At 61.6% G+C, this 24,655-nt stretch carries 28 protein-coding genes; 17 read left to right on the top strand and 11 right to left on the bottom strand.

Annotated elements, in window-relative coordinates; translation table 11 throughout:
- Positions 1 to 29 precede the first annotated feature (29 nt).
- The 7 genes from JL39_RS27010 to JL39_RS26980 all read left to right on the top strand — a co-directional run bounded on the left by JL39_RS27010 (position 30) and on the right by JL39_RS26980 (position 5,385).
- Entirely contained in the window at positions 30 to 815 is a 786-nt protein-coding gene (locus tag JL39_RS27010) for an SURF1 family protein (protein ID WP_081953011.1), read from the top strand.
- Between the two features lie 70 nt (positions 816 to 885).
- Positions 886 to 1,890: a 4-hydroxy-3-methylbut-2-enyl diphosphate reductase gene (gene ispH / locus JL39_RS27005; RefSeq protein WP_037158096.1), complete on the top strand. Its 1,005-nt coding sequence runs from the start codon at positions 886 to 888 to the stop codon at positions 1,888 to 1,890.
- 141 nt (positions 1,891 to 2,031) lie between these two features.
- Positions 2,032 to 3,012: a homoserine kinase gene (locus tag JL39_RS27000; RefSeq protein ID WP_037158093.1), complete on the top strand. Its 981-nt coding sequence runs from the start codon at positions 2,032 to 2,034 to the stop codon at positions 3,010 to 3,012.
- Positions 3,009 to 3,449 carry a ribonuclease HI gene (rnhA, locus tag JL39_RS26995; RefSeq protein ID WP_037158086.1) on the top strand — a complete coding sequence of 147 codons (441 nt, stop codon included), beginning with the start codon at positions 3,009 to 3,011 and terminating at the stop codon, positions 3,447 to 3,449. The genes JL39_RS27000 and rnhA overlap by 4 nt, the downstream gene beginning before the upstream one ends.
- Before the next feature lie 23 nt (positions 3,450 to 3,472).
- Positions 3,473 to 4,201 carry a class I SAM-dependent methyltransferase gene (locus JL39_RS26990; protein WP_037158083.1) on the top strand — a complete coding sequence of 243 codons (729 nt, stop codon included), beginning with the start codon at positions 3,473 to 3,475 and terminating at the stop codon, positions 4,199 to 4,201.
- Between the two features lie 3 nt (positions 4,202 to 4,204).
- On the top strand, positions 4,205 to 5,014 hold the full coding sequence (locus tag JL39_RS26985) for an endonuclease/exonuclease/phosphatase family protein (protein ID WP_037158080.1): 810 nt from the start codon (positions 4,205 to 4,207) through the stop codon (positions 5,012 to 5,014).
- 62 nt (positions 5,015 to 5,076) lie between these two features.
- On the top strand, positions 5,077 to 5,385 hold the full coding sequence (locus tag JL39_RS26980) for a Dabb family protein (RefSeq protein WP_037158073.1): 309 nt from the start codon (positions 5,077 to 5,079) through the stop codon (positions 5,383 to 5,385).
- 94 nt (positions 5,386 to 5,479) lie between these two features.
- Here the strand turns inward: JL39_RS26980 and JL39_RS26975 are convergent, their stop codons facing one another.
- Both JL39_RS26975 and JL39_RS26970 read right to left on the bottom strand, forming a co-directional pair.
- Complete coding sequence (locus JL39_RS26975; protein WP_037158071.1) at positions 5,480 to 5,965, bottom strand: peroxiredoxin; 486 nt, start codon at positions 5,963 to 5,965, stop codon at positions 5,480 to 5,482.
- A 117-nt stretch (positions 5,966 to 6,082) separates the two neighbouring features.
- Positions 6,083 to 6,940 (bottom strand): protein-disulfide reductase DsbD domain-containing protein, encoded by an 858-nt coding sequence (locus JL39_RS26970; RefSeq protein WP_052183142.1) that lies wholly within the window; start codon positions 6,938 to 6,940, stop codon positions 6,083 to 6,085.
- A 164-nt stretch (positions 6,941 to 7,104) separates the two neighbouring features.
- Between JL39_RS26970 and JL39_RS26965 the strand changes: the two genes are divergently transcribed.
- Positions 7,105 to 7,710, top strand: a complete 606-nt coding sequence (locus JL39_RS26965) for a YqgE/AlgH family protein (RefSeq protein ID WP_037158068.1) — start codon at positions 7,105 to 7,107, stop codon at positions 7,708 to 7,710.
- A gap of 11 nt (positions 7,711 to 7,721) precedes the next feature.
- Entirely contained in the window at positions 7,722 to 8,789 is a 1,068-nt protein-coding gene (locus tag JL39_RS26960; protein WP_037158064.1) for a putative zinc-binding metallopeptidase, read from the top strand.
- A gap of 235 nt (positions 8,790 to 9,024) precedes the next feature.
- Here JL39_RS26960 and JL39_RS26955 read toward each other — a convergent pair whose 3' ends face one another.
- Positions 9,025 to 10,179 carry an acyl-CoA dehydrogenase family protein gene (locus JL39_RS26955; RefSeq protein WP_052183141.1) on the bottom strand — a complete coding sequence of 385 codons (1,155 nt, stop codon included), beginning with the start codon at positions 10,177 to 10,179 and terminating at the stop codon, positions 9,025 to 9,027.
- Between the two features lie 222 nt (positions 10,180 to 10,401).
- Between JL39_RS26955 and JL39_RS26950 the strand changes: the two genes are divergently transcribed.
- Entirely contained in the window at positions 10,402 to 11,097 is a 696-nt protein-coding gene (locus tag JL39_RS26950) for a helix-turn-helix domain-containing protein (protein ID WP_081953042.1), read from the top strand.
- 3 nt (positions 11,098 to 11,100) lie between these two features.
- Here JL39_RS26950 and JL39_RS26945 read toward each other — a convergent pair whose 3' ends face one another.
- From JL39_RS26945 to thrC, 4 genes are all read right to left on the bottom strand, one after another.
- Entirely contained in the window at positions 11,101 to 13,959 is a 2,859-nt protein-coding gene (locus JL39_RS26945; RefSeq protein ID WP_052183140.1) for an EAL domain-containing protein, read from the bottom strand.
- Positions 13,960 to 14,102: 143 nt separating this feature from the next.
- Positions 14,103 to 14,714 (bottom strand): GNAT family protein, encoded by a 612-nt coding sequence (locus JL39_RS26940; protein ID WP_037158055.1) that lies wholly within the window; start codon positions 14,712 to 14,714, stop codon positions 14,103 to 14,105.
- Positions 14,715 to 14,732: 18 nt separating this feature from the next.
- Positions 14,733 to 16,031, bottom strand: coding sequence for a pitrilysin family protein (locus JL39_RS26935; RefSeq protein ID WP_037158048.1), 1,299 nt, complete (start codon positions 16,029 to 16,031; stop codon positions 14,733 to 14,735).
- 30 nt (positions 16,032 to 16,061) lie between these two features.
- Positions 16,062 to 17,462, bottom strand: coding sequence for a threonine synthase (gene thrC, locus JL39_RS26930; RefSeq protein WP_200884012.1), 1,401 nt, complete (start codon positions 17,460 to 17,462; stop codon positions 16,062 to 16,064).
- 139 nt (positions 17,463 to 17,601) lie between these two features.
- Between thrC and JL39_RS26925 the strand changes: the two genes are divergently transcribed.
- A complete protein-coding gene (locus JL39_RS26925) occupies positions 17,602 to 18,162 on the top strand; it encodes a PilZ domain-containing protein (protein WP_081953010.1) in 561 nt (186 codons plus the stop codon).
- Between the two features lie 27 nt (positions 18,163 to 18,189).
- Here the strand turns inward: JL39_RS26925 and JL39_RS26920 are convergent, their stop codons facing one another.
- On the bottom strand, positions 18,190 to 18,879 hold the full coding sequence (locus JL39_RS26920) for an HAD family hydrolase (RefSeq protein ID WP_037158046.1): 690 nt from the start codon (positions 18,877 to 18,879) through the stop codon (positions 18,190 to 18,192).
- Positions 18,880 to 19,034: 155 nt separating this feature from the next.
- Here JL39_RS26920 and JL39_RS26915 point away from each other — a divergent pair, with 155 nt between their 5' ends.
- The 3 genes from JL39_RS26915 (at position 19,035) to JL39_RS26905 (ending at position 20,953) form a co-directional block, all read left to right on the top strand.
- Positions 19,035 to 19,703, top strand: coding sequence for a GntR family transcriptional regulator (locus JL39_RS26915; RefSeq protein ID WP_037158044.1), 669 nt, complete (start codon positions 19,035 to 19,037; stop codon positions 19,701 to 19,703).
- Between the two features lie 189 nt (positions 19,704 to 19,892).
- A complete protein-coding gene (locus JL39_RS26910; protein ID WP_037158042.1) occupies positions 19,893 to 20,480 on the top strand; it encodes a biotin transporter BioY in 588 nt (195 codons plus the stop codon).
- Positions 20,480 to 20,953 carry a DUF1284 domain-containing protein gene (locus tag JL39_RS26905; protein ID WP_037158040.1) on the top strand — a complete coding sequence of 158 codons (474 nt, stop codon included), beginning with the start codon at positions 20,480 to 20,482 and terminating at the stop codon, positions 20,951 to 20,953. The genes JL39_RS26910 and JL39_RS26905 overlap by 1 nt, the downstream gene beginning before the upstream one ends.
- On the opposite strand, the gene JL39_RS26900 is transcribed toward JL39_RS26905, so the two are convergent.
- Entirely contained in the window at positions 20,904 to 21,587 is a 684-nt protein-coding gene (locus JL39_RS26900) for a winged helix-turn-helix domain-containing protein (protein WP_037158037.1), read from the bottom strand. The two genes, JL39_RS26905 and JL39_RS26900, sit on opposite strands and share 50 nt — an antisense overlap.
- Before the next feature lie 70 nt (positions 21,588 to 21,657).
- Between JL39_RS26900 and JL39_RS26895 the strand changes: the two genes are divergently transcribed.
- Together JL39_RS26895 and JL39_RS26890 are read left to right on the top strand one after the other, a co-directional pair.
- Positions 21,658 to 21,987 carry an NIPSNAP family protein gene (locus JL39_RS26895; RefSeq protein ID WP_037158034.1) on the top strand — a complete coding sequence of 110 codons (330 nt, stop codon included), beginning with the start codon at positions 21,658 to 21,660 and terminating at the stop codon, positions 21,985 to 21,987.
- Positions 21,984 to 22,331: an antibiotic biosynthesis monooxygenase gene (locus JL39_RS26890; protein ID WP_037158031.1), complete on the top strand. Its 348-nt coding sequence runs from the start codon at positions 21,984 to 21,986 to the stop codon at positions 22,329 to 22,331. Before JL39_RS26895 ends, JL39_RS26890 begins: the two co-directional genes overlap by 4 nt.
- 22 nt (positions 22,332 to 22,353) lie before the next feature.
- Here JL39_RS26890 and JL39_RS26885 read toward each other — a convergent pair whose 3' ends face one another.
- Entirely contained in the window at positions 22,354 to 22,647 is a 294-nt protein-coding gene (locus JL39_RS26885) for a nucleotidyltransferase (protein ID WP_037158029.1), read from the bottom strand.
- A 146-nt stretch (positions 22,648 to 22,793) separates the two neighbouring features.
- Here JL39_RS26885 and JL39_RS26880 point away from each other — a divergent pair, with 146 nt between their 5' ends.
- The gene (locus JL39_RS26880) at positions 22,794 to 23,924 is read left to right on the top strand and encodes a site-specific DNA-methyltransferase (protein WP_037158026.1); all 1,131 of its coding nucleotides are present in this window, start codon (positions 22,794 to 22,796) and stop codon (positions 23,922 to 23,924) included.
- A 113-nt stretch (positions 23,925 to 24,037) separates the two neighbouring features.
- On the opposite strand, the gene JL39_RS26875 is transcribed toward JL39_RS26880, so the two are convergent.
- A complete protein-coding gene (locus JL39_RS26875) occupies positions 24,038 to 24,652 on the bottom strand; it encodes an HAD family phosphatase (protein ID WP_037158024.1) in 615 nt (204 codons plus the stop codon).
- Positions 24,653 to 24,655: the final 3 nt, after the last annotated feature.

Here is a 24,655-nt window from a genome sequence, read left to right as displayed (position 1 = left end):
CCTTCTGCTTTTTCGAGGACAGGAATTCGATGGTGATGAAAGCCTCTCCGGAAACCGCATCAGGCGGCGGGCCGACCCGCAGTCGCAGCAGGGCAATTGCCACGGCTGCGGTAATCCTTGCGGCGCTGGCGATCCTGCTGTCGCTCGGCACCTGGCAGGTGGAACGCCTGCACTGGAAAGAAGGCCTGCTTGCTGACATCGCCGAGCGCCGTGCGGCGGCGCCGGTCGCGCTTGCGGATGTCGAAGCGATCGAAAAGAGCAGCGGCGAAATCGAGTACCGCCGTGTCTCGGTGACCGGCACGTTCGATCACACAAAGGAGCGGCATTTCTTCGCGACCTTCGAGGGGCAGACCGGTTTCTACGTTTACACGCCGATGACGCTTGCCGACGGCCGCATCCTTCTCGTCAACCGTGGCTTCGTCCCCTATGAAATGAAGGACCCGGCGACCCGTGCTGCCGGCGAGATCTCGGGCGAGCAGACCGTCACCGGTTATGCCCGTTCGCGGCTCGCGGGAAAGCCTTCCTATATCGTGCCGGACAACGATCTCGCCAAGAACATCTTCTACTGGAAGGATCTGGACGCCATGGTTTCGAGCGTCGGGCTTGATGCATCGAAGATGGTTCCCTTCTTCGTGGATGCCGATGCTTCCGTCGAAAATCCGGGCGGCTGGCCGAGGGGAGGCGTGACCCAGTTCGAACTGCCGAACAACCACCTCCAGTATGCCATCACCTGGTACGGGCTGGCGGCGGCGCTGGTTGCGGTGGTTGCGGGCGTCTGGATGCGGCGTAAACGTCCGGGCGCGTCCGGGCAATAGGCAACATTTTCCTTGGCGCAGCCGGATTCGCTCGCCTATATGGAGCGCAAGCAATGACCATGGGACCGGAATGAATATCCAGGTGAAAAAGCCCCCCCTGACGATCCGCCTTTGCGGCCCGCGCGGGTTCTGCGCCGGCGTCGACCGGGCGATCCAGATCGTCGTTCTGGCGCTGAAAGCCTATGGCGCCCCGGTCTATGTTCGCCACGAGATTGTCCACAACCGCTACGTGGTCGAGGGACTGGAGGCGAAGGGCGCGATTTTCGTGGAGGAGCTTGACGAGATCCCGGCCGAGCATCGCGAGCAGCCGGTCGTCTTCTCCGCCCATGGCGTGCCGAAATCCGTGCCGCAGGATGCCGAGGCGCGCAATCTCTTCTATCTCGACGCGACCTGCCCGCTGGTCTCCAAGGTTCATAAGCAGGCCATGCGCCACCAGCGGCTCGGCCGCCATGTCGTCCTCATCGGTCATGCCGGTCATCCGGAAGTGATCGGCACGATGGGCCAGCTCCCTCCCGGTACTGTCTCGCTGATCGAGACGGTTGAGGATGCCGACAGGTACCAGCCCGCCGATCCCGATAATCTTGGCTACGTCACCCAGACCACTCTGTCGGTGGACGATACGGCGGGCGTGATCGCCAGGCTGCAGGAGCGCTTTCCGAACCTTACCGCCCCGGCGGCTGATTCCATTTGCTACGCGACCACCAACCGCCAGGAGGCGGTCAAGGAAGCAGCACCGGGCTGCGACCTCTTCATCGTCGTTGGTGCACCGAATTCGTCAAATTCCAAACGGCTGGTGGAGGTGGCTCTGCGCGCCGGTGCCAAGCGTTCGCTGCTGGTGCAGAGGGCCTCGGAACTGAACTGGGACGAGATCGGCGACATCCGCACCCTCGGTCTTTCCGCCGGCGCTTCGGCTCCCGAGGTCATCGTCGACGAGATCATCGCGGCCTTCAAGGAACGGTTCGCTGCCGAGATCGAACTGGCGATCACGGCGGAGGAGAACGAGAATTTCCTCGTCAATCGCGAACTGCGCGGCGTGCCCTTGACCCATGAGGACATGGAATGGGTGAATGGGTGAGAAGCGTTCCGGCGGAGCCGGAGAAATCGATCCAGTGAATCGATTTCAGCTTCGAACGCCCTGAGCCCTAGCGAAGGGCGGGGGGAGCGGTTAGGAAGAGCCGTAATACCTCTGCCGGCAGAATCACAGCGGAATGACACCTTGGCCGTTTACACCGATATTACTGAGGACGACCTCAAACATTTCCTGACCGAATACGATGTCGGCGAACTGACCTCCTACAAGGGCATCGCCGAAGGTGTCGAGAACTCGAATTTCCTGCTGCACACAACCCGCGGGCCGCTGATCCTGACGCTCTATGAAAAGCGGGTGGAGAAGGCCGACCTGCCGTTCTTCCTTGGCCTGATGCAGCATCTTTATGCGCGTGGCCTGTCCTGCCCGTTGCCGCTGCCGCGTCACGACGGTCAGTTGCTCGGCGAGCTTTCCGGCCGCCCGGCTGCGCTCATTTCCTTCCTGGAAGGCATGTGGTTGAGGAAGCCGGAGGCGAAGCACTGCCGGGAAGTGGGCAAGGCGCTTGCTCAGATGCATCTTGCGGGCGAGGGCTTTCCGCTGACGCGGCCGAATGCGCTGTCGCTCGAAGGATGGAAGGCGCTCTGGGCGAAATCCGCCGACCGTGCCGACGAGGTGGAAAAGGGACTACAGGACGAGATCGCCTCCGAGCTCGATTTTCTGGCCGGCAATTGGCCGAAGGATCTGCCGGCAGGTGTCATCCATGCCGACCTCTTCCAGGACAACGTCTTCTTTTTAGGCGACGGGCTTTCCGGCTTGATCGACTTCTATTTCGCCTGCAACGACCTGCTCGCCTATGACGTCTCGATCTGCCTGAATGCCTGGTGCTTCGAAAAGGACGGCGCCTACAACCTCACCAAGGGCATGGCGATGCTGGAAGGCTATCAGAGCGTGCGTCCGCTTTCGCCGGAGGAGATTGCTGCCCTCCCGGTCCTGTCGCGCGGTTCGGCGCTGCGTTTCTTCCTGACAAGGCTTTACGACTGGCTGACGACGCCGCCCGGCGCGCTGGTGGTCAAGAAGGACCCGCTCGAATACCTGCGCAAGTTGCGCTTCCACCGGCAGATCGCCTCTGCCGCCGAATATGGCCTGGCATCGGAAGCGATCTCGTCATGAAGCATGTCGATATTTTTACCGACGGGGCCTGTTCCGGCAATCCCGGCCCGGGCGGCTGGGGCGCCATCCTGCGTTATGGCGAAAGCGAAAAGGAAATGTTCGGCGGCGAGGCGGAAACGACCAATAACCGCATGGAGCTGATGGCTGCGATCCAGGCGCTCAGCGCGCTCAAGCAGCCCTGCGAGGTCGACCTTTATACCGACAGCGCCTATGTGAAGGATGGCATTTCCAAGTGGATTTTCGGCTGGAAAAGGAACGGCTGGAAGACCGCAGACAAGAAGCCCGTCAAGAATGCCGAACTCTGGCAGCAGCTCGAGGAAGCGCGCAGCAAGCACAAGGTGACGCTGCACTGGATCAAGGGCCATGCCGGCCATCCGGAAAACGAGCGCGCCGACGAACTCGCCAGGCTCGGCATGGCGCCGTTCAAGAAGAAGTAGATCGACCGGCCGCGGAGGGAACGATGGCCCAGAACATCTATGACAGACCGGAATTTTTCGCCGGTTACAGCCAGCTCGGCAGGTCGGTATATGGCCTTGCCGGTGCTGCCGAATGGCCGGTGATCCGCACCTTGCTGCCGCCGATGAAGGGGCTGCGCGTCATCGATCTCGGCTGCGGGTTCGGCTGGTTTGCACGGTTTGCGGCGGAAGAGGGCGCCGCAGCGGTGCTTGGTCTCGACCTTTCCGAAAACATGATCGCCCGGGGGCAGACGGAGAATGCTCATCCGGCCGTCACCTACGAGATCGCCGATCTGGAACAGGTGGAGCTGCCCAGTGCAGCCTTCGATCTCGCCTATAGCGCGCTTGCCTTTCACTATCTGGAAGGTTTCGATCGCCTGGTGCGGCAGGTGCATGATGCCCTTTTGCCGGGTGGAAAATTCATTTTCATGATCGAGCACCCGATTTACATGGCCTCGGCCAATCCGGACTGGCAGACGGATGGAACTGGCAAGAGATTTTGGCCGGTGGATGACTATTCGGTCGAGGGTAAACGCACGACCGACTGGCTCGCCAAGGGTGTCGTCAAATATCACCGTACCCTCGGCACGACGCTGAACACGCTGATCGACAACGGCTTTGCGATCCGCCGCGTCATCGAATGGCATCCCTCGCCGGATCAGATCGCCGCCAATCCCGATCTCGCCGAAGAGATGGACCGGCCGATGTTCCTGATCGTTTCGGCGGAGCGCTGACCCATGGCCCTTCGTCTCATCTGCCTGAATGCCTGGGGTGGTCGCGTCCACGAGCCGCTGATGCAATACCTCGAGGCGGCCGATCCGGATGTGCTCTGCCTTCAGGAAGTCACCCATGTCGCGGGTTCTGGCTGCGGCTGGCTGACCTTCCGCGAGGGTGACTTCAAGTTGCCGCAGCGCGCCAGCTTGCTGGAGGATGTGACTGCGATTCTACGTGGCCATCATGCCTTTTTCGCTCCCGCCGCACGCGGCCCGCTCTATGATGGCGATCGCGAAGTAGCATCCGAATGGGGACTTGCAACCTTCGTCCGTTGGGGGCTGCCGGTGATCGGCCAGGTCCAGGGCTTCATCCACGGAGACTTTCCTGTCTCCGGTTTCGGCGAACATCCGCGTCCCCGCAATGCCCATGGTATCCGCATCTTTCGCGGTAATACGGGCTCGGCGGTGACGATCGTGCAGATGCACGGCCTGCGCGATCTCGCCGGCAAGGGTGACACGCCGGCGCGGCTGGCGCAGGCTCACGCTTTGGCAGGTCTTATCGAAAAGGTCCGGCAGCCGGGGGATGGACTGGTCGTCTGCGGTGATTTCAATCTCCTGCCGGACAGTGAGACCTTCGCGATTCTCGAAAGACTCGGCCTCACCGATCTCGTCACCACGCGTGGTTTCACCGATACGCGCACCTCCTGGTATCCGAAGGAGGGCCGCTATGCGGACTATCTCCTGGTGACGCCCCAGGTGAGGATCGAGAAATTCGAGGTTGTCGCCGAACCGGAAGTCTCGGACCACCGTGCGCTTCTTCTGGAAATCGCCTGACACGTGGTTGCGCTTGCCGTGCCAGCCACTATTCTGCCGCAAACCAAAACCGGGAGAGCCTCATGATCCTGCATTGCGTCTTCGTTCGGTTCAAGGCGGCTCTCCAGCATGCCGACAAGCAGGCGATCTATGACGCGGTCGCCGCGTTGAAAAACGTCACCCCCGGCATTCTCGATTTCAAATACGGCCCGAACGTTTCGCCGGAAGGCCTGAACGGCGGCTTTCTCGATGGTTTCATCGTGACCTTCGAGAGCCCGGAGGCGCGCGACGCCTATCTGGTCCATCCAGACCATGTCGCTGTCGGCGATCGTATTATCGCCTCCGCCGATGGCGGGCTTTCGGGGCTGATGGTCTTCGATATGGCTTTGTGAGGCTGCGGACGCTTGCCCGCGGCCATCGTCTGCCGGTCTGGCGCGGGAGAAAAAAGGGCGCCGAAGCGCCCCTGAAGCAGATTGCAGGTATCGCCTAAAGCTGTTCCAGCATCGCTGCAGCGCCGGAAACGGTCGCCTGTCCGGGGCTTTCCTCGATATTGAGCGACTTCACCACGCCATCCTCGATGAGCATCGAATAGCGCTTCGAGCGAACCCCCAGGCCTCCGGCGGAAAGGTCGAGGTCAAGCCCGAGCGCCTTGGTGAACGCGCCGTCCCAATCGGCGAGGAAGTGGATCTTGCCGAGTCCGCCCGTCTGTTGGGCCCAGGCCCCCATGACGTGCCAGTCGTTGACGGAAAGGACGGCAATGTCGTCGACACCCTTCGCCAGGATCGCATCCCGGTTTTCGAGATAGCCCGGCAGGTGGTTCAGCGTGCAGGTGGGCGTGAACGCGCCGGGAACGGCAAAGAGGACGACCCTCCTGCCGGCAAAAAGCTGTTCCGTGGTGATTTCCACGGGACCGTCCGCGGTCTTTTCCTTGAATGTGGCGGAGGGCAGTCTGCTGCCAACGGCAATGGTCATGGGAACTCTCCTCGGTTGGGCAGGCTCGTACCTCCGGCCCGCCAGTTGCGGCGCACTATAGTCCGGACTTGACATATGACAAGGAGAGGCGAAGCAGAAAGCCTGCTGTGAAGCCACTTACTCGAAGGCCAGCGAGGTTTCCATGGCGCGGTTGCCGGCGATCACCAGGATACCCCAGCGTTTGCCGTTGATATCGTAGTTCTTGGGCAGTTTGCCGACCGGCATGTCGAGTGCATAGGCGTCGCCATCCTGGCGGCCGTTGATGCCGTCGAAGAGCACATGGCCCTCTGGCCCTGTGACGATCACCTGCGGGGGCTCGGATGTCTGTTCCGGCAGCTTCAACTTCAGACTCAAGATGTTGCGGCCTTGGGTCATCGCATAATGCGTGACGGCGAAATCATCCGAAGGCCCTTCGGGCAGCCTGGAAGCGGCTATGTTGAGGATCATCGCTTCCTCGGCCGGGGTCCCCTTCGTAGAACCGAGCGCCAGGGAAAACTCCGCCTGGAAGGGAATGCAGATATTGCGGCAGAGGCCCACGAAGGCAGACGCGCCGAGGTTCAGCGACTTGTGGGGACCTTCCACTTTCAACTCGAAAGGCAGGGTCACCGGTCGGTCGTAACCGATATCGCGCAGTTTGCCGTTGTCGATCCGCTTCGGAACGGGATAGGAAACATGGCTTAGCGTCACACCGCTTGCCTTGGAAAAAACGACCTGCGGCGGAATGCCGGCGTCGCCGGGTTCCTTCCAGTAGGTGATCCAGCCGGGCTTCGGTTCGATCTGCAACGCGCCTCGCACCGTACCGTCAGGCTCCGGAGGCAACGCGACGATCCGCATCCGGCCGCCTTCGTTTGTAGCCCAGGGCGTGATCTCGGCACGGCTTGTGTTGGCAAAGCTGACCGTGATGCCCGCCACAAGGCATGCGGCAAGTGCAACGAAGGTGCGGATCGAAGAGCTACGGGCCGATTTTGCTGTCATCGGCCAAAGGTTTAATCGATCTGGTTCACCCGGACTAGTCATGAGCCGGGAAAAGCCGATCATTTTCGGTTGATTGATGGGGCCGACTGCCCCATCTTGATCAGATGGTGGATTCAAAACCCTTCAAGCCCGGAGTTCGGGCCGGAAGGCAGGCTGGAGACATGATGGCTTTCTCGACCTTGAGGGACAAGTGCGAACGGGGTTTCCTCGATGGCCAGTTCCTGATTGCCATGCCCGGCATGAAGGATAGCAATTTCGCGCGTGCGGTCGTTTATATCTGCGCCCATTCCACCGCGGGCGCCATGGGCTTTATCATCAATCGCGCACAACCCATCTCCTTCACGGACGTTCTCCTGCACCTGAAGCTTATGGATCAGCAGGAAGCGATCATGCTGCCCGGCGATACACGAGATTTTCCCATCCTCGCAGGCGGACCGGTGGAAACCGGCCGCGGCTTCGTGCTGCATTCGGATGATTTCGTCAGTGAGTCCTCGATACCGGTCAGTGACGACATTTCGCTGACCGCTACGCTCGATATCATCCGGGCCATTTGCAATGGGCGCGGGCCGGCGCGGGCAACCATGCTGCTCGGTTATGCCGGCTGGGGTCCGGGCCAGCTTGAATTGGAGATTTCCAGCAACGGGTGGCTGAATTGCCCCGCGAACGACGAACTGATCTTCGACCGCGCGCTGGAGGGCAAATATGAACGGGCGCTGGCGCTGCTTGGCGTCAGCCCGGAGATGCTATCCAGCGAGGCAGGTCACGCCTGAGTTGATCGTCTATGCGCCTCTACGAATGCGATCATTGCGGACAGCCCATTCATTTCGACAACCGCTCCTGTGTGAATTGCGGCCACCGGCTGGCCTTCGTGCCGGAAATGCTCGCCATGCATGCGCTCGTGGAAGATGCGGGGGAGGGTACATGGCATCTCGTCGCCGAACCCGCCCGCAAGGTGCGGCTCTGCGCCAATGCCGCTATGGACATCTGCAACTGGACCGTGCTTGCGGATCATCCGCACCCTTTCTGCCCCGCTTGCCGGCATAACCGCCTTGTGCCGGATGCCTCGACGGAGGCTGGCCTCGGCCAGTGGCGCCGCATCAGCCAGGCGCAGCGGCATCTCTTCTATTCGCTTCTGCGCTGGAACTTGCCGCGCACCAATCGCGAGGAGGATCCGGAAGGCGGCCTTGTCTTCGATTTCCTGGTGGACGAGGTGCAGCAGGACGGCACGGTCGTACCGGCGATAACCGGCCATGAGGATGGATTGATCGCCATCCGCGCCGCGGAAGCCGACGATGTTACCCGCGAGCGGATGCGGGTCCTGATGAACGAGCCCTATCGCACCATGCTCGGCCACTTCCGCCACGAGATCGGGCATTACATGTGGGACAAGCTGGTGCGCGACGGCGGCAGGCTGGAGGCGTTTCGTGCCGTGTTCGGCGACGAGAGGCGGGACTATGCCGAGGCGCTGAAACAGAATTACGAGTGGGGTCCTCCGCCGGACTGGCAGCAATTCTTCATCAGCACGTATGCGAGCACCCATCCCTGGGAAGACTTCGCCGAAACCTTCGCGCATTACCTCCACATCGCCGATGCGCTGGAAACGGCACGCGCCTATGGCATGTCGATCGCGACGAGGCAGCATGAGGCCTTGGCGGCCGAAATCGCTTTCGATCCCTATAACGCGCAGAGCGCAGAACAGCTTGTCTCGGCCTGGGTTCCTTTCAGCATGGCACTGAACAGCGTGCACCGCTCGATGGGAGTTCCGGATCTCTACCCGTTCATCCTGACATCGGCGGTCGTCGGCAAGCTGGAATTCGTGCATCGACTCATTCATGAGCATCAGGGATGAATGAACTCTCGGCCTGTCCCAAAAATAAACCCGCCCTCCGGTGGATCGAAAGGCGGGGCAGGTCAGGGAAGTATTCAGAACCCCTTAAAATTAGGGGGTAAATTGACATCCCTGTCAAGAGGCCCCCCGCTCCAACGCATGTCGCGCAAAAGTGTGCAGCGGTTTTGCGATGACGACATATGTCAGAACAGGAACCTGAAGCGTAGCAAGCAAATCCGAAAGGTCGCGACGCTCTTCAATAGGTCTTGAGCGTATCCAGGCCAAGCGCCGTGCGGCCGGCAAACTCCTGCTGCGCGCCGATTCGCATCGGATGATAGCGTGCTCCCTGGACATCGCGGAAGCGGCGTTCGAGACCTTTGTCCCGGTAGAATGCGGCACCCCCTGCCGTTTCCATGGCAAGTTCGGTCGCCGCAATTGCATGGCGCGCCACGAGCGACCTGCCGATCATCATCTCGTTTGTGGTTGCCGGAGAAGGCTCGCCCCGCTCCGCCGCTGCAATCATGCCGGCATGGGCGTATTGCGCTGCCCTGAGTTCGGTGTCCATCCTTCCCGCCAGCGCGATAATATGGGCATCCGGCTCTCGTTTCTTCGCCATCTGGAGGGCGATATCGCGGGCGCTTTCCGCCACGCCCATATAGGCGGAATAGATCAGCGGGAACGCGATCATCGAAATGATGTGGAAGAGCATATGCCATTCACCCTGGTTGCGCTTCAGCGCGACGGCATCATCCGGAACCACATGGCCTTCGATCATCACGTCGTTCGAACCCGTGCCGCGCATGCCCATCGCTTTCCAGGTGTCGAGGATTTTGACATGCGGCGATTTCATCGGCACGCCGAAATGGATGACTTTCGGCCCATCGGGTTCATCAAGAACAGCGCCCGTCATCAGGATATCGCCCACGGGCGAGCCGGACGTGAAGATCTTGCGCGCGGTGATCCGGTAACCGCCATCGACCTTCTCGGCTTTGCCCGATCCCTCGATCCAGTCGGAGCCTCCGCTGGACAGAAGAATGATCCGTTCCGCTGCGACGCGTTTCAGGAGCGGCACCACGGGCGCGGCCTTCTGGCGGGTCCAGCGCCAGGCGGGGATTGCCACCTGATGCGTGTGCATGGAAAATGCCAGCGCGGTCGAGCCGCAATGATGGGCAAGTTCCTTGATCATGGCGCAAAGTTCGGCGATCTCGGCGCCACCGCCGCCGAGATCCGTTGGAACTCCGGCCTCGACCAGGCCGGCTTCACGCAGGTCGCGATAGTTTTCGGCAACGAAAGCGTCGTTAGCGTCGGCTGTTTCGGCTCGCTCGGCAAAGGTCGGCCCGAGCGACCGGGCAATGCCCGCCAGTTCCGCATGAACGGTGTGCAAGGGTGAAAGTCCGGTTGTTGTAACCATGTTCCTATCCTCCTCCTGTTGAGAATAGGCGGATTGTTCGCGTCCGATCGGATGGCCGCAAGTACAGGAAGTGTACTGCCGTTCGGCCGGTGGCCTTTTCGGCATGAGGCTCGAGTGGGGAATCACCCAGCACAATCAATGGTACAGAAAATGGACTTGGTGCTTATGAAGAAGAGGAATATTCTACTTCGGATATTGGCGCGGAGGTCTTCCATAATGGAAATGACCGCAAGTTACGGTCAGTTCTGCCCGGTTGCGATGGCTGCCGAGGTCGTTTGTACGCGCTGGACACCGTTGGTTCTCCGGGAACTCCTGTGCGGCAGCCGCCGGTTCAACGATCTGAGGCGCGGTGTGCCGCGCATGTCGCCGACCCTGCTCTCGAAGCGCCTGAAGGAGCTGACACAGGCCGGGATCATCGAGACCCGCAAAGCATCGGATGGCGCCATCGAATACCACCTGACGCCGGCCGGAGAAGACCTCCGCGACGTCGTCATGACCCTTGGCTTCTGGGGGCACCAGTGGGTTGAAACCCAGCACGCCCTTCAAAAGCTCGATCCCGCGCTCCTGATGTGGGACATGCGCCGCAATCTCGATCCGATGCCGCTGCCTGCGCGGCGATCTACCGTTCTCTTCCACTATCCCGAGCAGCCGCCGGCACGACAACGCTATTGGCTCGTCGTCGAGGAGGGTGATGTCGATATCTGTTCGACTGATCCAGGCTTTGACGTCGATCTTTATGTGACCTGCCAGCTCCGCACGATGACGGCAATCTGGATGGGGGTGGCGACTGTGCGCTCCGAAATGGATGCCGGTCGGCTGGAACTCGACGGCGATCCCGAAATGGGGGCCTCCATGCAGCGGTGGCTGGGATTGAGCCCCTTTGCCCGCGAACGGCCGAGCGCGGGAAGGGCGGCGTGAAGATTACGCCCTTTTCGTCAGTGGGAATCGTTCCTTCAGCAGCTTGAGCACGGCGTCCGCCGGGGCAGGTGGGCCGAAAAGATAGCTCTGGCCGAAATGGCAGCCCATCTTGGCGAGTTCCGCTGCATCCTCGTCGGTCTCTATACCTTCCGCCACCACTGTCATTTCGAGCGCCCGGGCCATGGCGATCACCGATCGTAGCAGGACTGCCCGCTTTTCCGTGGCATCCCTGACCAGAGCCTTGTCGAGCTTGATCGTGTCGAAGGGGAATTGCGTGAGATAGGCAAGCGAGGAATAGCCGGTGCCGAAATCGTCGAGCGCCAGGCTGAGGCCCGTCTCCTTGAGCTTGGCAAGCACGAGGCGCGCCTGCTCCGGATTTTCCATCATCAGCGATTCGGTGAGTTCCAGCTTGATCTGGCCCGGATTGATCTGCGTCTTCTGGAACAGGGTCCTCACGTCGTTGTAGAGTTCGGCGTTCAGAAGCTGTGCGCTCGACAGGTTGACCGAGACGAAGATCGGCAGCTCGCCCGTCTGCTGCTGCCAGTTCATCAGGTCGGAGGCGGCGCGGTCCATGGCGAACAGGCCGAGCGGTTCGATCAGATCCGACATCTCCGCGATCGGGATGAATTCCGAGGGCGGTATGCTGCCGCGCTTCGGGTGATCCCACCGCATTAGCGCCTCGAAACCGGCGACTTCACCGTCCGTCAACCGGATGATCGGCTGGTAGGCGAGCGACAGTTCCTTGCGTTCGATGGCGCGGCGGAGATCCGTCTCGATCTGCAGTTTATCGGTGCCGGAGGTGCGGAAGGCGGGGCGGAAGGGCTCGACGCGGTTGCCGCCGCCCCGTTTCGCCCGATACATGGCAAGCTCGGCATCGGCGAGCATGCCGGCAGCGCTTTCCTGCTGGTCGACCCAGGAGGCAAGCCCGATCGAGGCGGTCAGGATGATTTCGCGATTGGCGAAGTTGATCGGCACCATGATCGCCTTGGAAACGGCATCGGCGAAGTCCGCCACCTTGGCCGGGTCCCGTTCGGATACGAGAATGAGGCCGAACTGGTCGCCGGCAAGCCGCGCCAGCGTATCCTGCGGTTTGAGAAGGCGTCGGAGCCGCCTCGTCAGCGCGATCAGGATGTTGTCGCCTGCTGCGATTCCAAGCGAATCGTTGACCTGCTTGTAGCGATCGATATCGATTGCCATGACGGTCGGCCGCACGGTATCGCCGTTGGGCGCAAGCGTCAGCACGGATTGAAGGCGATCGAGGAAAACCTGACGGTTCGGCAGGCCGGTGAGATTGTCGTGCAGGGCATCCTGCAGCAGGCGTTCGACGGAATTCCTCTGTTCGGTCGTGTCGACGATCGTGCCGACGCAGCGGATGATCTCGCCGTTCAAGCCGAGCACCGGCCGGGCACGGATATGCAGCCAGTGGAAATGACCGTCCTCGGCACGAATGCGGAATTCGTGGTTCAGCCGGCCGCGGCGATGTTCGAGAAGCACGTCGAGCGTGGCGCGGAAACGGTCGCGATCGTCCGGGTGGAGCCGCGGCACCCAGTTGCGCACCGGTCCGTGCATGGCGCCGGGGTCCAGTCCGAGGCGGGCGGAAATATCCGGCGTCGTGACGACGCGGTCGCGTGCCACGTCCCAGTCCCAGACGGTATCACCGCTGCCCGTCAGCGCCAGCGACTGCCGTTCGAGATCGGAGAACAGGCCTTGCTGATAGGCGCCGCCGGCAAAGGCGTGCTGCATCACCGTGAAGCCGATCAGGAGAACGATCAGGACGAGGCCTCCGCCGAGCGCCGGCTGGACGATATCGTTGTCGAGCCTCCCGGTCACCGTCATCCAGCTGCCGAACAGCCAGACGAGGATCAGCGCCCAGGTGGGCACGAGCAGGATCGCCCGATCGTAGCGGTTGAAGCCGAGATAGATGATGAGCAGGATGCCGACCGTGCCGGTCAGTGCGAAGGAAAGACGGGCGATGCCGGCTGCGACGGACGGGTCATAGATTGCCACGCCGCCGAGCAGCACGAGCCCGACGATCCAGGCGAGCGTCGCATAGCCCAGATGCACGTGCCAGCGGTTGAGGTTCAGATAGGTGAACAGGAAGATGACAAGCGAGGAGGCGAGCGCCACTTCGGCACCCGCGCGCCAGATGCGCTGGTCACTCGCGGTGATGGTGATCAGCTTGTCGAGGAAACCGAAGTCGACGCAGATGTAGGCGAGGACCGCCCAGGCAAGCGCCGCCGCTGCCGGCAGCATGGACGTGCCCTTCACCACGAAGAGGATGGTCAGAAAGACGGCGAGCAGGCCGGCAATGCCAAGCACGATGCCGCGATAGAGCGTGAACGAGTTGACCGTGTCTTTGTATGCATCTGGTTGCCATAGGTAGATCTGAGGCAGCGAAGGTGTGGCAAGTTCCGCGACGAAGGTGATGGTTGAACCGGGATTGAGCGTGATGCGGAAGACGTCCGCATCCGGGCTAGGCACCCGGTCCAGCGCAAACCCTTCCGACGGCGTGATGGAGATGATGCGCTGCGAACCGAGATCCGGCCAGAACATCTTGGAGTTCACCAGGCGGAAGTGCGGCGCGACGATCACCCGTTCGAGCTGTTCTTCCGACACGTTGGAAAGTGCGAAGACCGCCCAGTCGCCCTGGTGACGGGGGGAGCTGGCGCGCACCTCGATACGGCGGCGGATGCCATCGGCGCCGGCAGCGGTGGAGACCTGAAAGGCCTCGCCCTGATTGGTGTAGATATCGGTCGTCTTGGTGAGGTCGAGCGCCGTGTCGTCACGCGAGATTTTGACCGGCTCCGCCGCCTGGGCACCGGCAACGGTGAGGAACATAAGGGCGAAGAAGGTGGCGATCACATAAGCCCGATTAAACAGACGGGATGTGATACCCCCCTTTGTCCTGCCGGACAGAGGGGGGTGTTGAGGGGCACACCCGAACGCGGATGAAAACACTCTGGCGGTCAGCCCACGCAAATACGCAATACAAGACGACGCCGCGCTCATGGTTTCAGCATCTTCCCGAATTCACCATCTTCCGGCAACCGGGAAAACATCAGGTGGTCGCGCCATTCGCCGTTGATTTTGAGGTATTTTCGCAAAAGACCTTCCCGCTCGAAGCCGGCTTTTTCGAGAAGCCGGACACTTTTCCAATTCTCCGGAATACAGGCTGCCTCAATTCGGTGCAACTGAAGCCCGCCGTAGATATAGGGGATAGCCAACTTCAATGCGGCCAACATATGGCCTTGCCCCGCATGTTTTTCACCCATCCAGTATCCGATCATGCAGCTTTGCGCAGCACCTCTGCGGATATAACCGATGGTGAGGCCGCCGAGCAGCACGTCATCCTCCCGGCGGAAGAGGAGGAGCGGTACGGCGAGGCCCGACGCATATTCCTGCCCGCTTCTGATGACGCGGGCGCGGAACGAAGCCTCGGTCAGTTCGTCCGGCCGCCAGACCGGCTCCCAGGGCTGCAGGAAGGCTCGGCTTTCCGAACGCAGCTTGTACCATTGCCTGTAGTCGGAGTGGCGCGGAAGCCGGAGCAGGTGGTTTTCGCCATAAAGCTCTGGTGTGTCCGGCTGCCGCGACAAGAACCGAAACACCGACTTTGCCATGCCATGCTCCAGCCGGAATCAGCCGGCAGCCTTCTTCGTCTGGAACCCTGGCGAGGAAAGCGCCGTGGTGATGTCGGCCAATGGCGCGAGTTGCTCGATCGGGCCGACGGCGGATAATGTCGGAACTGTATCGAAAAACAGCCGTCCGGCAAGATCGGTGAGCCGTTCGGTGGTGATGCCGGCAAGTCTTTCCATCATTTCGGGGTTGGGGATTGGCCGCCCGTAAAGCATCATCTGCCGGGCGATCTGGCCGGCGCGCGCCGCCGGGCTTTCCTGGCCCATCAGGAGCTGGGCGCGGATCTGGGCGCGGGCGCGGTCGATTTCCTGCTGGTCGATCGTTTCGGATGCCTTGCGCAACTCATCGATCACGACCGGTACAAGGTTCGGCAGGTCGTCGCCGCCGGTGGCGGCATGGATGCCGAAGATGCCGGTATCGGAAAAGCCCCAGTGGAAGGCATAGACCGAATAGCAGAGGCCGCGATGCTCTCGCACTTCCTGGAAGAGGCGCGACGACATGCCGCCGCCCAGGATGTTCGCGAGAATTTGCGAACAGTAGAAGTCGCGCATGTGATAGGCCTTGCCTTCGAAGCCGATCAGGAGTTGCGCGTCCATGAGGTCGCGGTCTTCGCGCACGTCGCCACCGATGTACCGGGCGGTTTCCAGCACGGGCGTGGTGCTCGGCGTCCGGGGCAGCTTTGCGAAGCGTTCTTCCACCTGCTTGCAGAAGGCTCCGTGATCGACGGCGCCGGCGGCCACCACGAACATCCGGTCGGTCGTGTAGTTGCGCGAGAGATAGTTGCGGATCTGCGCGGGTGTGAAGCCTTTCACCGTTTCTGGCGTGCCGAGGATCGGCCTGCCGATCGTCTGGCCGCGATAGGCGGCCTCGGAGAAGCGGTCGAAAATGATGTCGTCCGGCGTATCGTTGGCCGCGCCGATCTCCTGCAGAATGACATGTTTTTCGCGGCGCAGTTCTTCCTCGTCGAATTCCGATTCCGTCAGGATGTCGGCGAGGATATCGACTGCGAGAGGCACATGATCCTTCAGCACGCGGGCGTAATAGGAGGTGGTCTCGGTGGACGTGGCGGCGTTGAGTTCGCCACCGACATTTTCGATTTCCTCGGCGATATCGCGGGCGCTGCGGCGCGCGGTGCCTTTGAAGGCCATGTGCTCGAGGAGGTGGGCGATCCCGTGCTCGTCCTCGGTCTCGTTACGCGAACCGGACTTGATCCAGACACCCAGCGCAACGCTCTCCAGATGGGGCATGGTCTCGGTGACGACTGTCAGCCCGGAGGAAAGCCGGGTGATTTCTACATTCATCTTTATGTCTTTCCGGCGCTACCGACGACTTCAAGCGCGGGCATGCTGGCCGATGAAGGTTTCGACGGCCTTAAGCTCAGGCTCCAAGATATCGAAGCGCTCCTCCCTTTCCATGAGATCAGCAAGCCATGATGGAAGCGCCGGATCAATTCCGCAAGCGGATTTTACCGCAGCCGGGAATTTGGCCGGATGCGCGGTGGCAAGCGTCACCATCGGACTCGAGCCTCGGGCGTTCTTCTTCGCAACGAAAACACCGGTCGCCGTATGGGGGTCGATGAGGTAGCCTGTTTCGGCAAGCGTCTCTCGGATTGTCGCGGCCACCTGGCGTTCCGTCGCCCGTCCGGCGCGGAATTCGCGCTTGATGGCCTTGAGCGCCTCAGGCTTGATTTCGAAGGCCCCGGACTGTTTCAGGCCTGCCATGGACGACCGCACCGCGGCAGCGTCGCGGCCACAGGATTCAAACAGCAGCCGCTCGAAATTCGAGGAAATCTGGATGTCCATCGAAGGCGAGGTGGTCGCCTTGACACCCTTCATCTCGTAGCGGCCGCTCTTCAGCGCGCGGGCGAGGATGTCGTTGTCGTTGGTGGCGATCACCAGCCGGTCGATCGGCAGGCCCATCTTCTTTGCGACGTAGCCGGCGAAAATGTCGCCGAAATTGCCGGTCGGCACCGTGAAGGAGATCTTTCGGTCCGGCCCGCCGAGCGAAACAGCGGCGGTGAAGTAATAGACCACCTGGGCCATGATGCGGGCCCAGTTGATCGAATTGACGCCCGAAAGCTTCAGGCGGTCGCGGAAGGCTGCGTCGTTGAACATCTCTTTGACGAGGTTCTGGCAGTCGTCGAAATTGCCCTTGATCGCCAGCGCATGCACGTTGGCCGCTTTCGACGTGGTCATCTGCCGCTGCTGCACGGGCGAGACCTTGCCATGCGGGAAGAGGATGAAGATGTCGGTGCGCTCGCGTCCGGCGAAGGCGTCGATGGCCGCTCCCCCCGTATCGCCAGAGGTGGCGCCGACGATGGTGGCGCGCTCGCCGCGCTCGGCGAGAACGTAATCCATCAGCCGCGCCAGCAATTGCATCGCCACGTCCTTGAAGGCGAGCGTCGTGCCGTGGAAGAGTTCGAGCACGAAATCGTTGGGGCCGGTCTGGACAAGCGGCACCACGGCCGGATGCCGGAACGTGGCATAGGCCTCGTCGATCATCGCCTTGAACACGTCATCCGGGATCTCGCCGTCGACGAAATGTTTGAGGACCTCGAAGGCGATTTCCTGGTAGCTCTTGCCGCGCAGCGCGCGGATCTCCTTCTTCGTCAGCACCGGCCATTCGCGTGGCACGTAAAGGCCGCCGTCGCGTGCGAGCCCGGCCAGCATGGCATCCCTGAAACGGAGGGACGCGGCTTCGCCCCGGGTAGAAATGTAGTCCACGACCTTCAATCCCCAATCGATTTTTATTCGCGCCGCTGATATAGACCATGAAAATGTGCGGTGAAAGAGCGGAAAACGGCGCTCCGGTTCTCCGAAAGGCAATGCCCGGAAATGGGCTGGAACGTGGGATGGAAGAGGGTTGAGTAGAGTGTTTGGCAAGATTTCACGTGGTCTTCTGGCGGCATCGTTCGTGGCGGCTCTCGCAGGCTGCAATTCCTCATCATCCACCGAAGGGTTGACGTCCGCCGCGCAGGCCCAGCAGCCGGTGACCCCCGTCGTGCAGGCTTACTGCCCCCAGGTGGTCATGCTGGACCAGACCGCCGTATACCGTGCCTATGCGCGCGGCGGCCAGGATAATCCGGAAAAGCTGCTCTACCAGGCCTCGCTCGCCGACGCGACGCGCCAATGCACCGCCAACGAAACGACGCTGACCATCAATGTGGTCGCCCAGGGTCGCATCGTGCAGGGTCCCGCGGGTACGCCCGGCAAGGTCACGCTGCCGGTGCTCGTCGAAGTGATCGACGGCGACAATGTCATCTACTCACAGAAGATGGCATTCCCGGTCGACATGCCGGCTGGCGGCACGCAGTTCATCTTCAACAAGCCGGACGTGCAGATTCCGAATGCGCCGGGCGGCGCCTCGCGCTTCACCCGCGTGCGTCTCGGCTTCGAGACGGGCCCGGCAAAGAAGTCGGCCCGCCGGAGCTGATACCATCTCCTGACCGAACGGGCCGGTTCAGAGCGCGCCGCTCCATTCCCCGAGTGCTGCGACCACGGCCGGCAGGTCCATCATGCGCGAGATTACGGTCTCCGCGCCGGCATCCGTCAGCCGGTCCGCATGGCTGGGATAGGTGTGCGACGCGCCCGTGAAGCCGACGACGCGCATGCCGGCGGCTTTCGCGCCATGGATGCCGTGGACGGAATCCTCGATGACAAGCACCTTGTCCGGCGAAACCTTGAACTGTTCGGCAGCGTGCAGGAAGATGTCCGGCTTCGGCTTCACCCGGTCGCCCCCGAGATCCTTGGCCGAATAGATATGCGGTGCGAAATAGGGCTTGAGGCCGACCTTCTCCAGCATCATGTCGAGCCGGTGGCTGCTCGAATTGGAGCAGATGCAGCGCTGCGTCGTGAGGCGGGCAAGCGCGAATCTCACCCCGTCGATGATCTTCACGTCGCGGGCGAGGCGGGCGTCGAGCAGTTTCTCCGACTTGTCGAGCAGCGAGGCGGAAAGGGGTATGTTCGCTTCCTTCTCCACGGCCAGCAGGATGTTCTTCCAGGTCATGCCGGCGAAACGCTCGCCCATTTCCTCGATGCTGATCGGATAACCCGCTTCGGTGAGAAGCCGCGATTCGACCTGCGCCGCGATGATTTCGGAATCGACGAGCACGCCGTCACAGTCGAAAATGATGAGGTCGAAGCCGCTCATGATGGAAGCCTTGTGTGGATGGAATGCCTTATGCGGAAGTGAGGCGGGCCTTTTATACGACCGGGGCGAAAAGCTCAACCAATCCGCCTGCATGGCAGGTGCAAGCGAAGCGGGCGGCTCTCGACAAGGCAGGGATGGCCATCTAAGGAACGAACATGGGCAAGGAGCCGGAAGACACCATCGCCAGCCGCATCAGCCGGGTACTTGCCGATCGCATCGTGCGCGGCGAGCTCGCCGCGGGCGCACGTCTTCGCCAGGATCATATCGCCGAGGAATTCCAGACGAGCCACGTGCCGGTGCGCGAAGCCTTCCGGCGGTTGGAGGCGCAGGGGCTGGCGATCAGCGAGCCGCGCCGCGGCGTTCGCGTGGCATCCTTCGATCTCGCCGAAGTCCGCGAAGTGGCGGAAATGCGTGCCGCGCTGGAAGTGCTGGCACTTCGCCATGCCGCGCGCCATCTGACGCCGGCCATCCTTGATGCGGCCGAAGAGGCGACCCGCGAGGGCGATGCGGCAGCCGACGTTCAGGCCTGGGAGGAGGCGAACCGCCGGTTCCACAACCTCATCCTCGCACCCTGCGGCATGAAGCGGCTGCTTGCCTCGATCGACGACCTGCACGCAGCGAGCGCCCGTTTCCTGTTCTCCGCCTGGCAATCCGGCTGGGAGAAGCGGACCGACCACGATCATCGCGCCATTCTTGCCGCGCTACGTCAGGGAAGGGCGGAGGAGGCTGCGGCCATCCTCCAGAAGCATGTCCAATGGATCGGCCGCGGCCCGCAGCCTTCTCGGGCGGGTATGTCGCGCGAGACTTTCGCCATCGTCGGTTGATGATCAAAAATTATAGATAATTTATTTCCCTGCAAAATCTGTCAAAATCGCCGGATATCTCTGCTTGTTCGATCTTTATCGTGTCGCAGATGGCGATTGATCGCGACAAAGCCACTTGCGAAGGGTGTGAATGTGCTTCATGAAATAGATGGGAATCGAAATTATCTATAATTTGAAAAGGAGCGCTTGATGTCCCTGACCAATTCCCATGAAGCCCTTGCATTCGATCCGCTGCGGCTGGCCGGCAGGTCCGTCCTGACGAAGGCCGTGTTCGTGCTGGCCGGCACGCTCGCGCTGGCGATCGCCTCGCAGATCGCCGTGCCGATGGTGCCGGTGCCGATCACCATGCAGACCTTCGCGGTGACCATGATCGGCGTGCTCTATGGCTGGCGGCTCGGCGCGGTGACGGTTCTAGCATGGCTCGGTGAAGCCATGCTCGGCGCTCCGGTTCTGGCGGGCGGCGCGGGCGGAATTGCTCCTTTCATGGGGGCTACGGCCGGTTATCTCTTTTCCTTCCCGCTGGTCGCCGCCGCAGCCGGCTGGCTTGCCGAGCGCGGCTGGACCGGACGCCGCCTTGTCGCCAGCTTTTCGGCGCATCTGGCCGCAAACCTCTTGTGCCTAGCGCTCGGCTGGGTCTGGCTCGCGGCGTTGATCGGCGCTGAAAAGGCGTTCTGGGCGGGTGTCGCGCCCTTCATCCTCGGTGCGGCGCTGAAATCAGGTCTCGCGGCGGCCGCCCTGGCCGTGCTCGCCTCCCGCAATCGTACTGCGGCAGAGTAATGGTCAGGCTGCGGCCGCATCATCTTCTCTGCATGCTGACCTTTGTCGGCGAAGGCTATAATCCGGCCTTCGTCGCCAACTATCGCCGGATCGCAGCCCGGCTTTCCGCTGGCGAGCCGATCGAGATCGTCTCCGGCCCGGACGATATCTGCGCGCCGCTTCTGCGGGATGAGAATGCACATTGCCTCGCAGCATCGGTTGTCGGTCGTGATGCGGCGGCGCTTGCCGATCTTGGCAAGCTGCTTGGTTGTGAGCTTGAGGCAGGATCGGTGATCGCTTCCGATCCGGCGCTGCTCGATAGGCTGCGTGAAGCTTTTTCCGCCGGTTCGACGCGCCGCGCCTGCGCCGGTTGCGAATGGGGCGGGCTTTGCGACCGCCTCGCGGGAGAGGGATATCAAGGGGCGCTGGTGCGGGGACGAAGGCTCAATCCGCCGGAAACAGCGCCAGGAATTTCCGCTCGCCCTCGGGCGTGAACAGCACGGCGCGGCTTTCGCCGCTGCGCCTTGCCCAGCCTTTTTCGAGGAAATGCGACAGCAGCGCCTTGCCGAGCGTGCCGGCAAGATGCGAGCGCCGCTCGCTCCAGTCGAGGCAGGATTTGCAGATCGGCCGGCGGCTGGAGGAAAGTGTTCCCACATCGATGCCGATCCTGCCGAGTTCCGTCCGGCCTTCCTCGGTCATCGCCAGGTTCTCGCCGTCGGTCGCAATCGCACCGCGCTTGACGAAACTATCGAGCATTCTGACGCCGTAATCGCCGGCCAGGTGATCGTAGCAGACTCGCGCCTTGCGCAACGCCGGATCCTTCGGTCCGGGCTGGTGGCGCAGGTGCCCGCGGCTTGCGGCAAACCCCATGAGACTTTCGAGCAGTGCGCCGGCCGCCGCATCGGCCAGCGTGAAATAGCGATGCCGTCCCTGCTTGCGCTGGGCGATGAGACCGCCATCCTCCAGTTTCGAAAGATGCGAACTCGCCGTCTGCAGCGTCACGCCGGCTGCTTGCGCAAGCTCGGTCGCCGTCAGCGCCTGGCCGCCCATCAACGCCGTCAGCATGTTGGCGCGCGCGGGATCGCCGATCAATGTTCCGATGCGGGCAATGTCCGGACCTTCTTTCATACTTCGATCCTAACCGAAGCATCTTCGTTCGGCAATATGGCAAAACACCCTTGCAAGACAGGAGAAAGCCATGATCACGTGTTTCATTCGCTATGAGATCGACCCGTTCAGGAAAACGGAGTTCGCCGAATATGCCCGCAACTGGGGCCAGGCGATCCCGCGTTGCGGCGCCGACCTCATCGGTTATTTCGGCCCCCATGAAGGCTCGGCCACGACCGCCTACGGCGTCTATAATATCGAGAGCCTGGCGGCCTACGAAAGCTACCGCGCCCGGCTGGCGGCCGATCCGCTTGGTCAACAGAACTACGCCTTCGCAAAACGCGAGCGTTTTATTCTGAAGGAAGACCGGATCTTCCTGAAGAATGTGTCCACTCCCCACGGAGCTTTCGTAAAGCCATGATCGCCGTCATCTTCGAAGTCGTGCCCTATATGGGCGAACGCCACAAATATCTCGACCTTGCGGGAGAACTGCGCTCGGAACTCGAAAAGATCGATGGATTCATCTCGATCGAGCGGTTCGAGAGCCTCACCCTGCGCGGCAAACTCCTCTCGCTCTCCTTCTGGCGGGACGAGGAGGCGGTGCGCCAGTGGCGCAATCTGGAAGCCCACCGCGCCGCGCAACAGGCGGGACGTAACGGCATATTCGCCGATTACCGCCTCCGCATCGGCCATGTGCTGCGCGACTACGGCATGTTCGAGCGCGACGAGGCGCCGGAGGACAGCCGCAAGGTGCATGCGGCGTGATCGCCGTAATCTTGCGGTATCACTAGATTTGTAAGGCGGAATTCTCAATTCCGCACTGCAACATTGGGTGAAGGCTGTCACGCGTTGTTATGTCGACCGGCAGGTGAAGCTCGTCTTCCAAAAAGAGTTTGATGCCGACGAGATCGAACGCGTTGAGGCGGCTCTCTGGATCATAGTCGATGAACAGATCGAGATCGCTTATTGGACCTGCCTCGTCCCGGGCGACCGAGCCGAAAAGATAAAGCGATGTCGCACCAAGCGCCCGGATGGCGTCGGCCTGCCGTTTCAGCTTCTCGATGGCCTCGTTCTTTTTCATGACGCGGATTTTAGCCTATCGCTGGAGGTTATTCCACGCCCTCGAATTTTTTCTCGAAATCGTTCAATGCTTTCAGCTTTTGGTAACCAAGCTGGGTAACCATAACGGCCAGTAAATTCGTTCGAGTACAGCGTAGCGAGTATCTTATGGCAGCAGTTCTTCCGCTGGCCGATCTGCAGGGGCAGGTCCGTCGGGTTTCCTGGCTCAACTCCATCATCAAGGGCGATTGCGTCGCCGCTCTGGAAGCGCTGCCGGATCACTCCGTCGATGCGATCTTTGCCGATCCTCCGTATAACCTTCAGCTTGGCGGCACGCTGCACCGTCCCGATCAGTCGCTGGTCGATGCTGTCGACGATGACTGGGACCAGTTTTCCTCCTTCGAGGTCTACGATGCCTTCACCCGCGCCTGGCTGCTCGCCTGCCGCCGTGTGCTGAAGCCGAACGGCACCATCTGGGTCATCGGCTCCTATCACAACATCTTCCGCGTCGGCGCGATCATGCAGGACCTGAATTTCTGGCTGCTCAACGATATCGTCTGGCGCAAGGTGAACCCGATGCCGAATTTCAAGGGCCGCCGGTTCCAGAACGCCCATGAAACAATGATCTGGGCAAGCCGTGACGCCAAGGCGAAAAGCTATACCTTCAATTACGATGCGCTGAAGGCGTCGAACGAAGACGTCCAGATGCGCTCCGACTGGCTCTTTCCGATCTGCTCCGGTTCCGAGCGCCTGAAGGATGACGATGGCAAGAAGGTCCATCCGACCCAGAAGCCGGAAGCGCTGCTTGCCCGCGTCATCATGGCGTCCACCAGGCCCGGCGACGTCATCCTCGACCCCTTCTTCGGTTCCGGCACGACCGGTGCGGTGGCGAAGCGTCTTGGCCGCAATTTCGTAGGGATCGAGCGAGAACAGGATTACATCGATGCCGCCGCCGCCCGCATCGCGGCCGTCGAACCGCTCGGCAAGGCGGAACTGACGGTCATGACCGGCAAGAAGGCCGAACCTCGCGTGGCCTTCAACGCGCTGATCGAGGCGGGTCTCGTCCGGCCGGGCCAGGTACTGACCGACGCAAGGCGTCGTTTCAGCGCCATCATCCGTGCCGACGGCACGCTTTCGGCGAACGGCGAGGCCGGCTCCATTCATCGCCTGGGCGCGAAAGTGCAGGGCTTTGATGCATGCAACGGATGGACGTTCTGGCACTTCGACGACGGGCAATCGCTCAAGCCCATCGATGAACTCAGGACCGTCATCCGCAACGACCTGGCAAAATTGGACTGATCCACCGGTCCCGCCAGATCGCACAAATTCCTTGCCCGGTCATGTACCTCTAGTCCCGGGTGAGGAGAATTGGCGCTCGGGGAGGCTGACCCCGGGCGCCATATTTCTTTCGGTCAGACCTCCACGGCGTAGCCGGCGAGGTCCTTTCTAAGCGTTTCGGGATCCTTGAAATGCACCGCCTGCCAGCCGGCGGCTCGGGCGCCTTCCACATTCGGGTAGGAATCGTCGATGAAGATCGTCGCTTCCGGGACGAGTCCGAAGTCGCGGGCATGCCTTTCGTAGATCGCCACGTCCGGCTTGATGAGGCCGATCTCGCCGGAGACCGTCACGCCGCGCGGCTTGTCGAGGAAGGGAAACAGTTTTCGGGCATCGACGAAGGTATCGGCGGCGAAGTTGGTCAGCATCGTCACGTCGCGACCGCCGTCAATCAGGCCCTCCATGATCGCCACCGAGCCGTCATAGGCATGCGGAACCATCTCGTGCCAGTATTTGCGGAAGGCGCGGATCTGTTCCTCGCGCTCAGGGTGCTCCTCGATCAGCAGCGCTTCGGCATCTTCCCAGGCGCGGCCGCGGTCCTGTTCCAGATTCCATTCATGGGTGCAGACGTTGAGGAAGAACCATTTGCGTTCTTCTTCATCGGGGATGATGCGGCTGAAGGGAATGTTCGGATCGTAGTGGATCAGCACCTTGCCGATGTCGAAGACGATATGGTCGATCTTGGCCGCCATTGA

Origin of the sequence: Rhizobium sp. YS-1r, assembly GCF_000757525.1 — a bacterium.
Classification (GTDB): Bacteria; Pseudomonadota; Alphaproteobacteria; order Rhizobiales; family Rhizobiaceae; genus Neorhizobium; species Neorhizobium petrolearium.
Note: the sequence above shows the minus strand (reverse complement) of the source record. Positions and strands in the feature narration are given on the sequence as shown.

Coding starts and splice junctions, on each gene's coding strand:
- JL39_RS26905 (WP_037158040.1), top strand. CDS start 20,480: ATGGTCAGGCTGCGGCCGCATCATCTTCTCTGCATGCTGACCTTTGTC.
- JL39_RS26975 (WP_037158071.1), bottom strand. CDS start 5,965: ATGACCATTGCCGTTGGCAGCAGACTGCCCTCCGCCACATTCAAGGAA.
- JL39_RS26950 (WP_081953042.1), top strand. CDS start 10,402: ATGACCGCAAGTTACGGTCAGTTCTGCCCGGTTGCGATGGCTGCCGAG.
- JL39_RS26965 (WP_037158068.1), top strand. CDS start 7,105: ATGGCTTTCTCGACCTTGAGGGACAAGTGCGAACGGGGTTTCCTCGAT.
- JL39_RS26875 (WP_037158024.1), bottom strand. CDS start 24,652: ATGGCGGCCAAGATCGACCATATCGTCTTCGACATCGGCAAGGTGCTG.
- JL39_RS26985 (WP_037158080.1), top strand. CDS start 4,205: ATGGCCCTTCGTCTCATCTGCCTGAATGCCTGGGGTGGTCGCGTCCAC.
- ispH (WP_037158096.1), top strand. CDS start 886: ATGAATATCCAGGTGAAAAAGCCCCCCCTGACGATCCGCCTTTGCGGC.
- JL39_RS26990 (WP_037158083.1), top strand. CDS start 3,473: ATGGCCCAGAACATCTATGACAGACCGGAATTTTTCGCCGGTTACAGC.
- JL39_RS26885 (WP_037158029.1), bottom strand. CDS start 22,647: ATGAAAAAGAACGAGGCCATCGAGAAGCTGAAACGGCAGGCCGACGCC.
- JL39_RS26935 (WP_037158048.1), bottom strand. CDS start 16,031: ATGAATGTAGAAATCACCCGGCTTTCCTCCGGGCTGACAGTCGTCACC.
- JL39_RS26955 (WP_052183141.1), bottom strand. CDS start 10,179: ATGGTTACAACAACCGGACTTTCACCCTTGCACACCGTTCATGCGGAA.
- rnhA (WP_037158086.1), top strand. CDS start 3,009: ATGAAGCATGTCGATATTTTTACCGACGGGGCCTGTTCCGGCAATCCC.
- JL39_RS26915 (WP_037158044.1), top strand. CDS start 19,035: ATGGGCAAGGAGCCGGAAGACACCATCGCCAGCCGCATCAGCCGGGTA.
- JL39_RS26960 (WP_037158064.1), top strand. CDS start 7,722: ATGCGCCTCTACGAATGCGATCATTGCGGACAGCCCATTCATTTCGAC.
- JL39_RS27010 (WP_081953011.1), top strand. CDS start 30: ATGGTGATGAAAGCCTCTCCGGAAACCGCATCAGGCGGCGGGCCGACC.
- JL39_RS26980 (WP_037158073.1), top strand. CDS start 5,077: ATGATCCTGCATTGCGTCTTCGTTCGGTTCAAGGCGGCTCTCCAGCAT.
- JL39_RS26910 (WP_037158042.1), top strand. CDS start 19,893: ATGTCCCTGACCAATTCCCATGAAGCCCTTGCATTCGATCCGCTGCGG.
- JL39_RS26890 (WP_037158031.1), top strand. CDS start 21,984: ATGATCGCCGTCATCTTCGAAGTCGTGCCCTATATGGGCGAACGCCAC.
- JL39_RS26895 (WP_037158034.1), top strand. CDS start 21,658: ATGATCACGTGTTTCATTCGCTATGAGATCGACCCGTTCAGGAAAACG.
- JL39_RS26940 (WP_037158055.1), bottom strand. CDS start 14,714: ATGGCAAAGTCGGTGTTTCGGTTCTTGTCGCGGCAGCCGGACACACCA.
- JL39_RS26880 (WP_037158026.1), top strand. CDS start 22,794: ATGGCAGCAGTTCTTCCGCTGGCCGATCTGCAGGGGCAGGTCCGTCGG.
- JL39_RS26900 (WP_037158037.1), bottom strand. CDS start 21,587: ATGAAAGAAGGTCCGGACATTGCCCGCATCGGAACATTGATCGGCGAT.
- JL39_RS26920 (WP_037158046.1), bottom strand. CDS start 18,879: ATGAGCGGCTTCGACCTCATCATTTTCGACTGTGACGGCGTGCTCGTC.
- JL39_RS26970 (WP_052183142.1), bottom strand. CDS start 6,940: ATGACAGCAAAATCGGCCCGTAGCTCTTCGATCCGCACCTTCGTTGCA.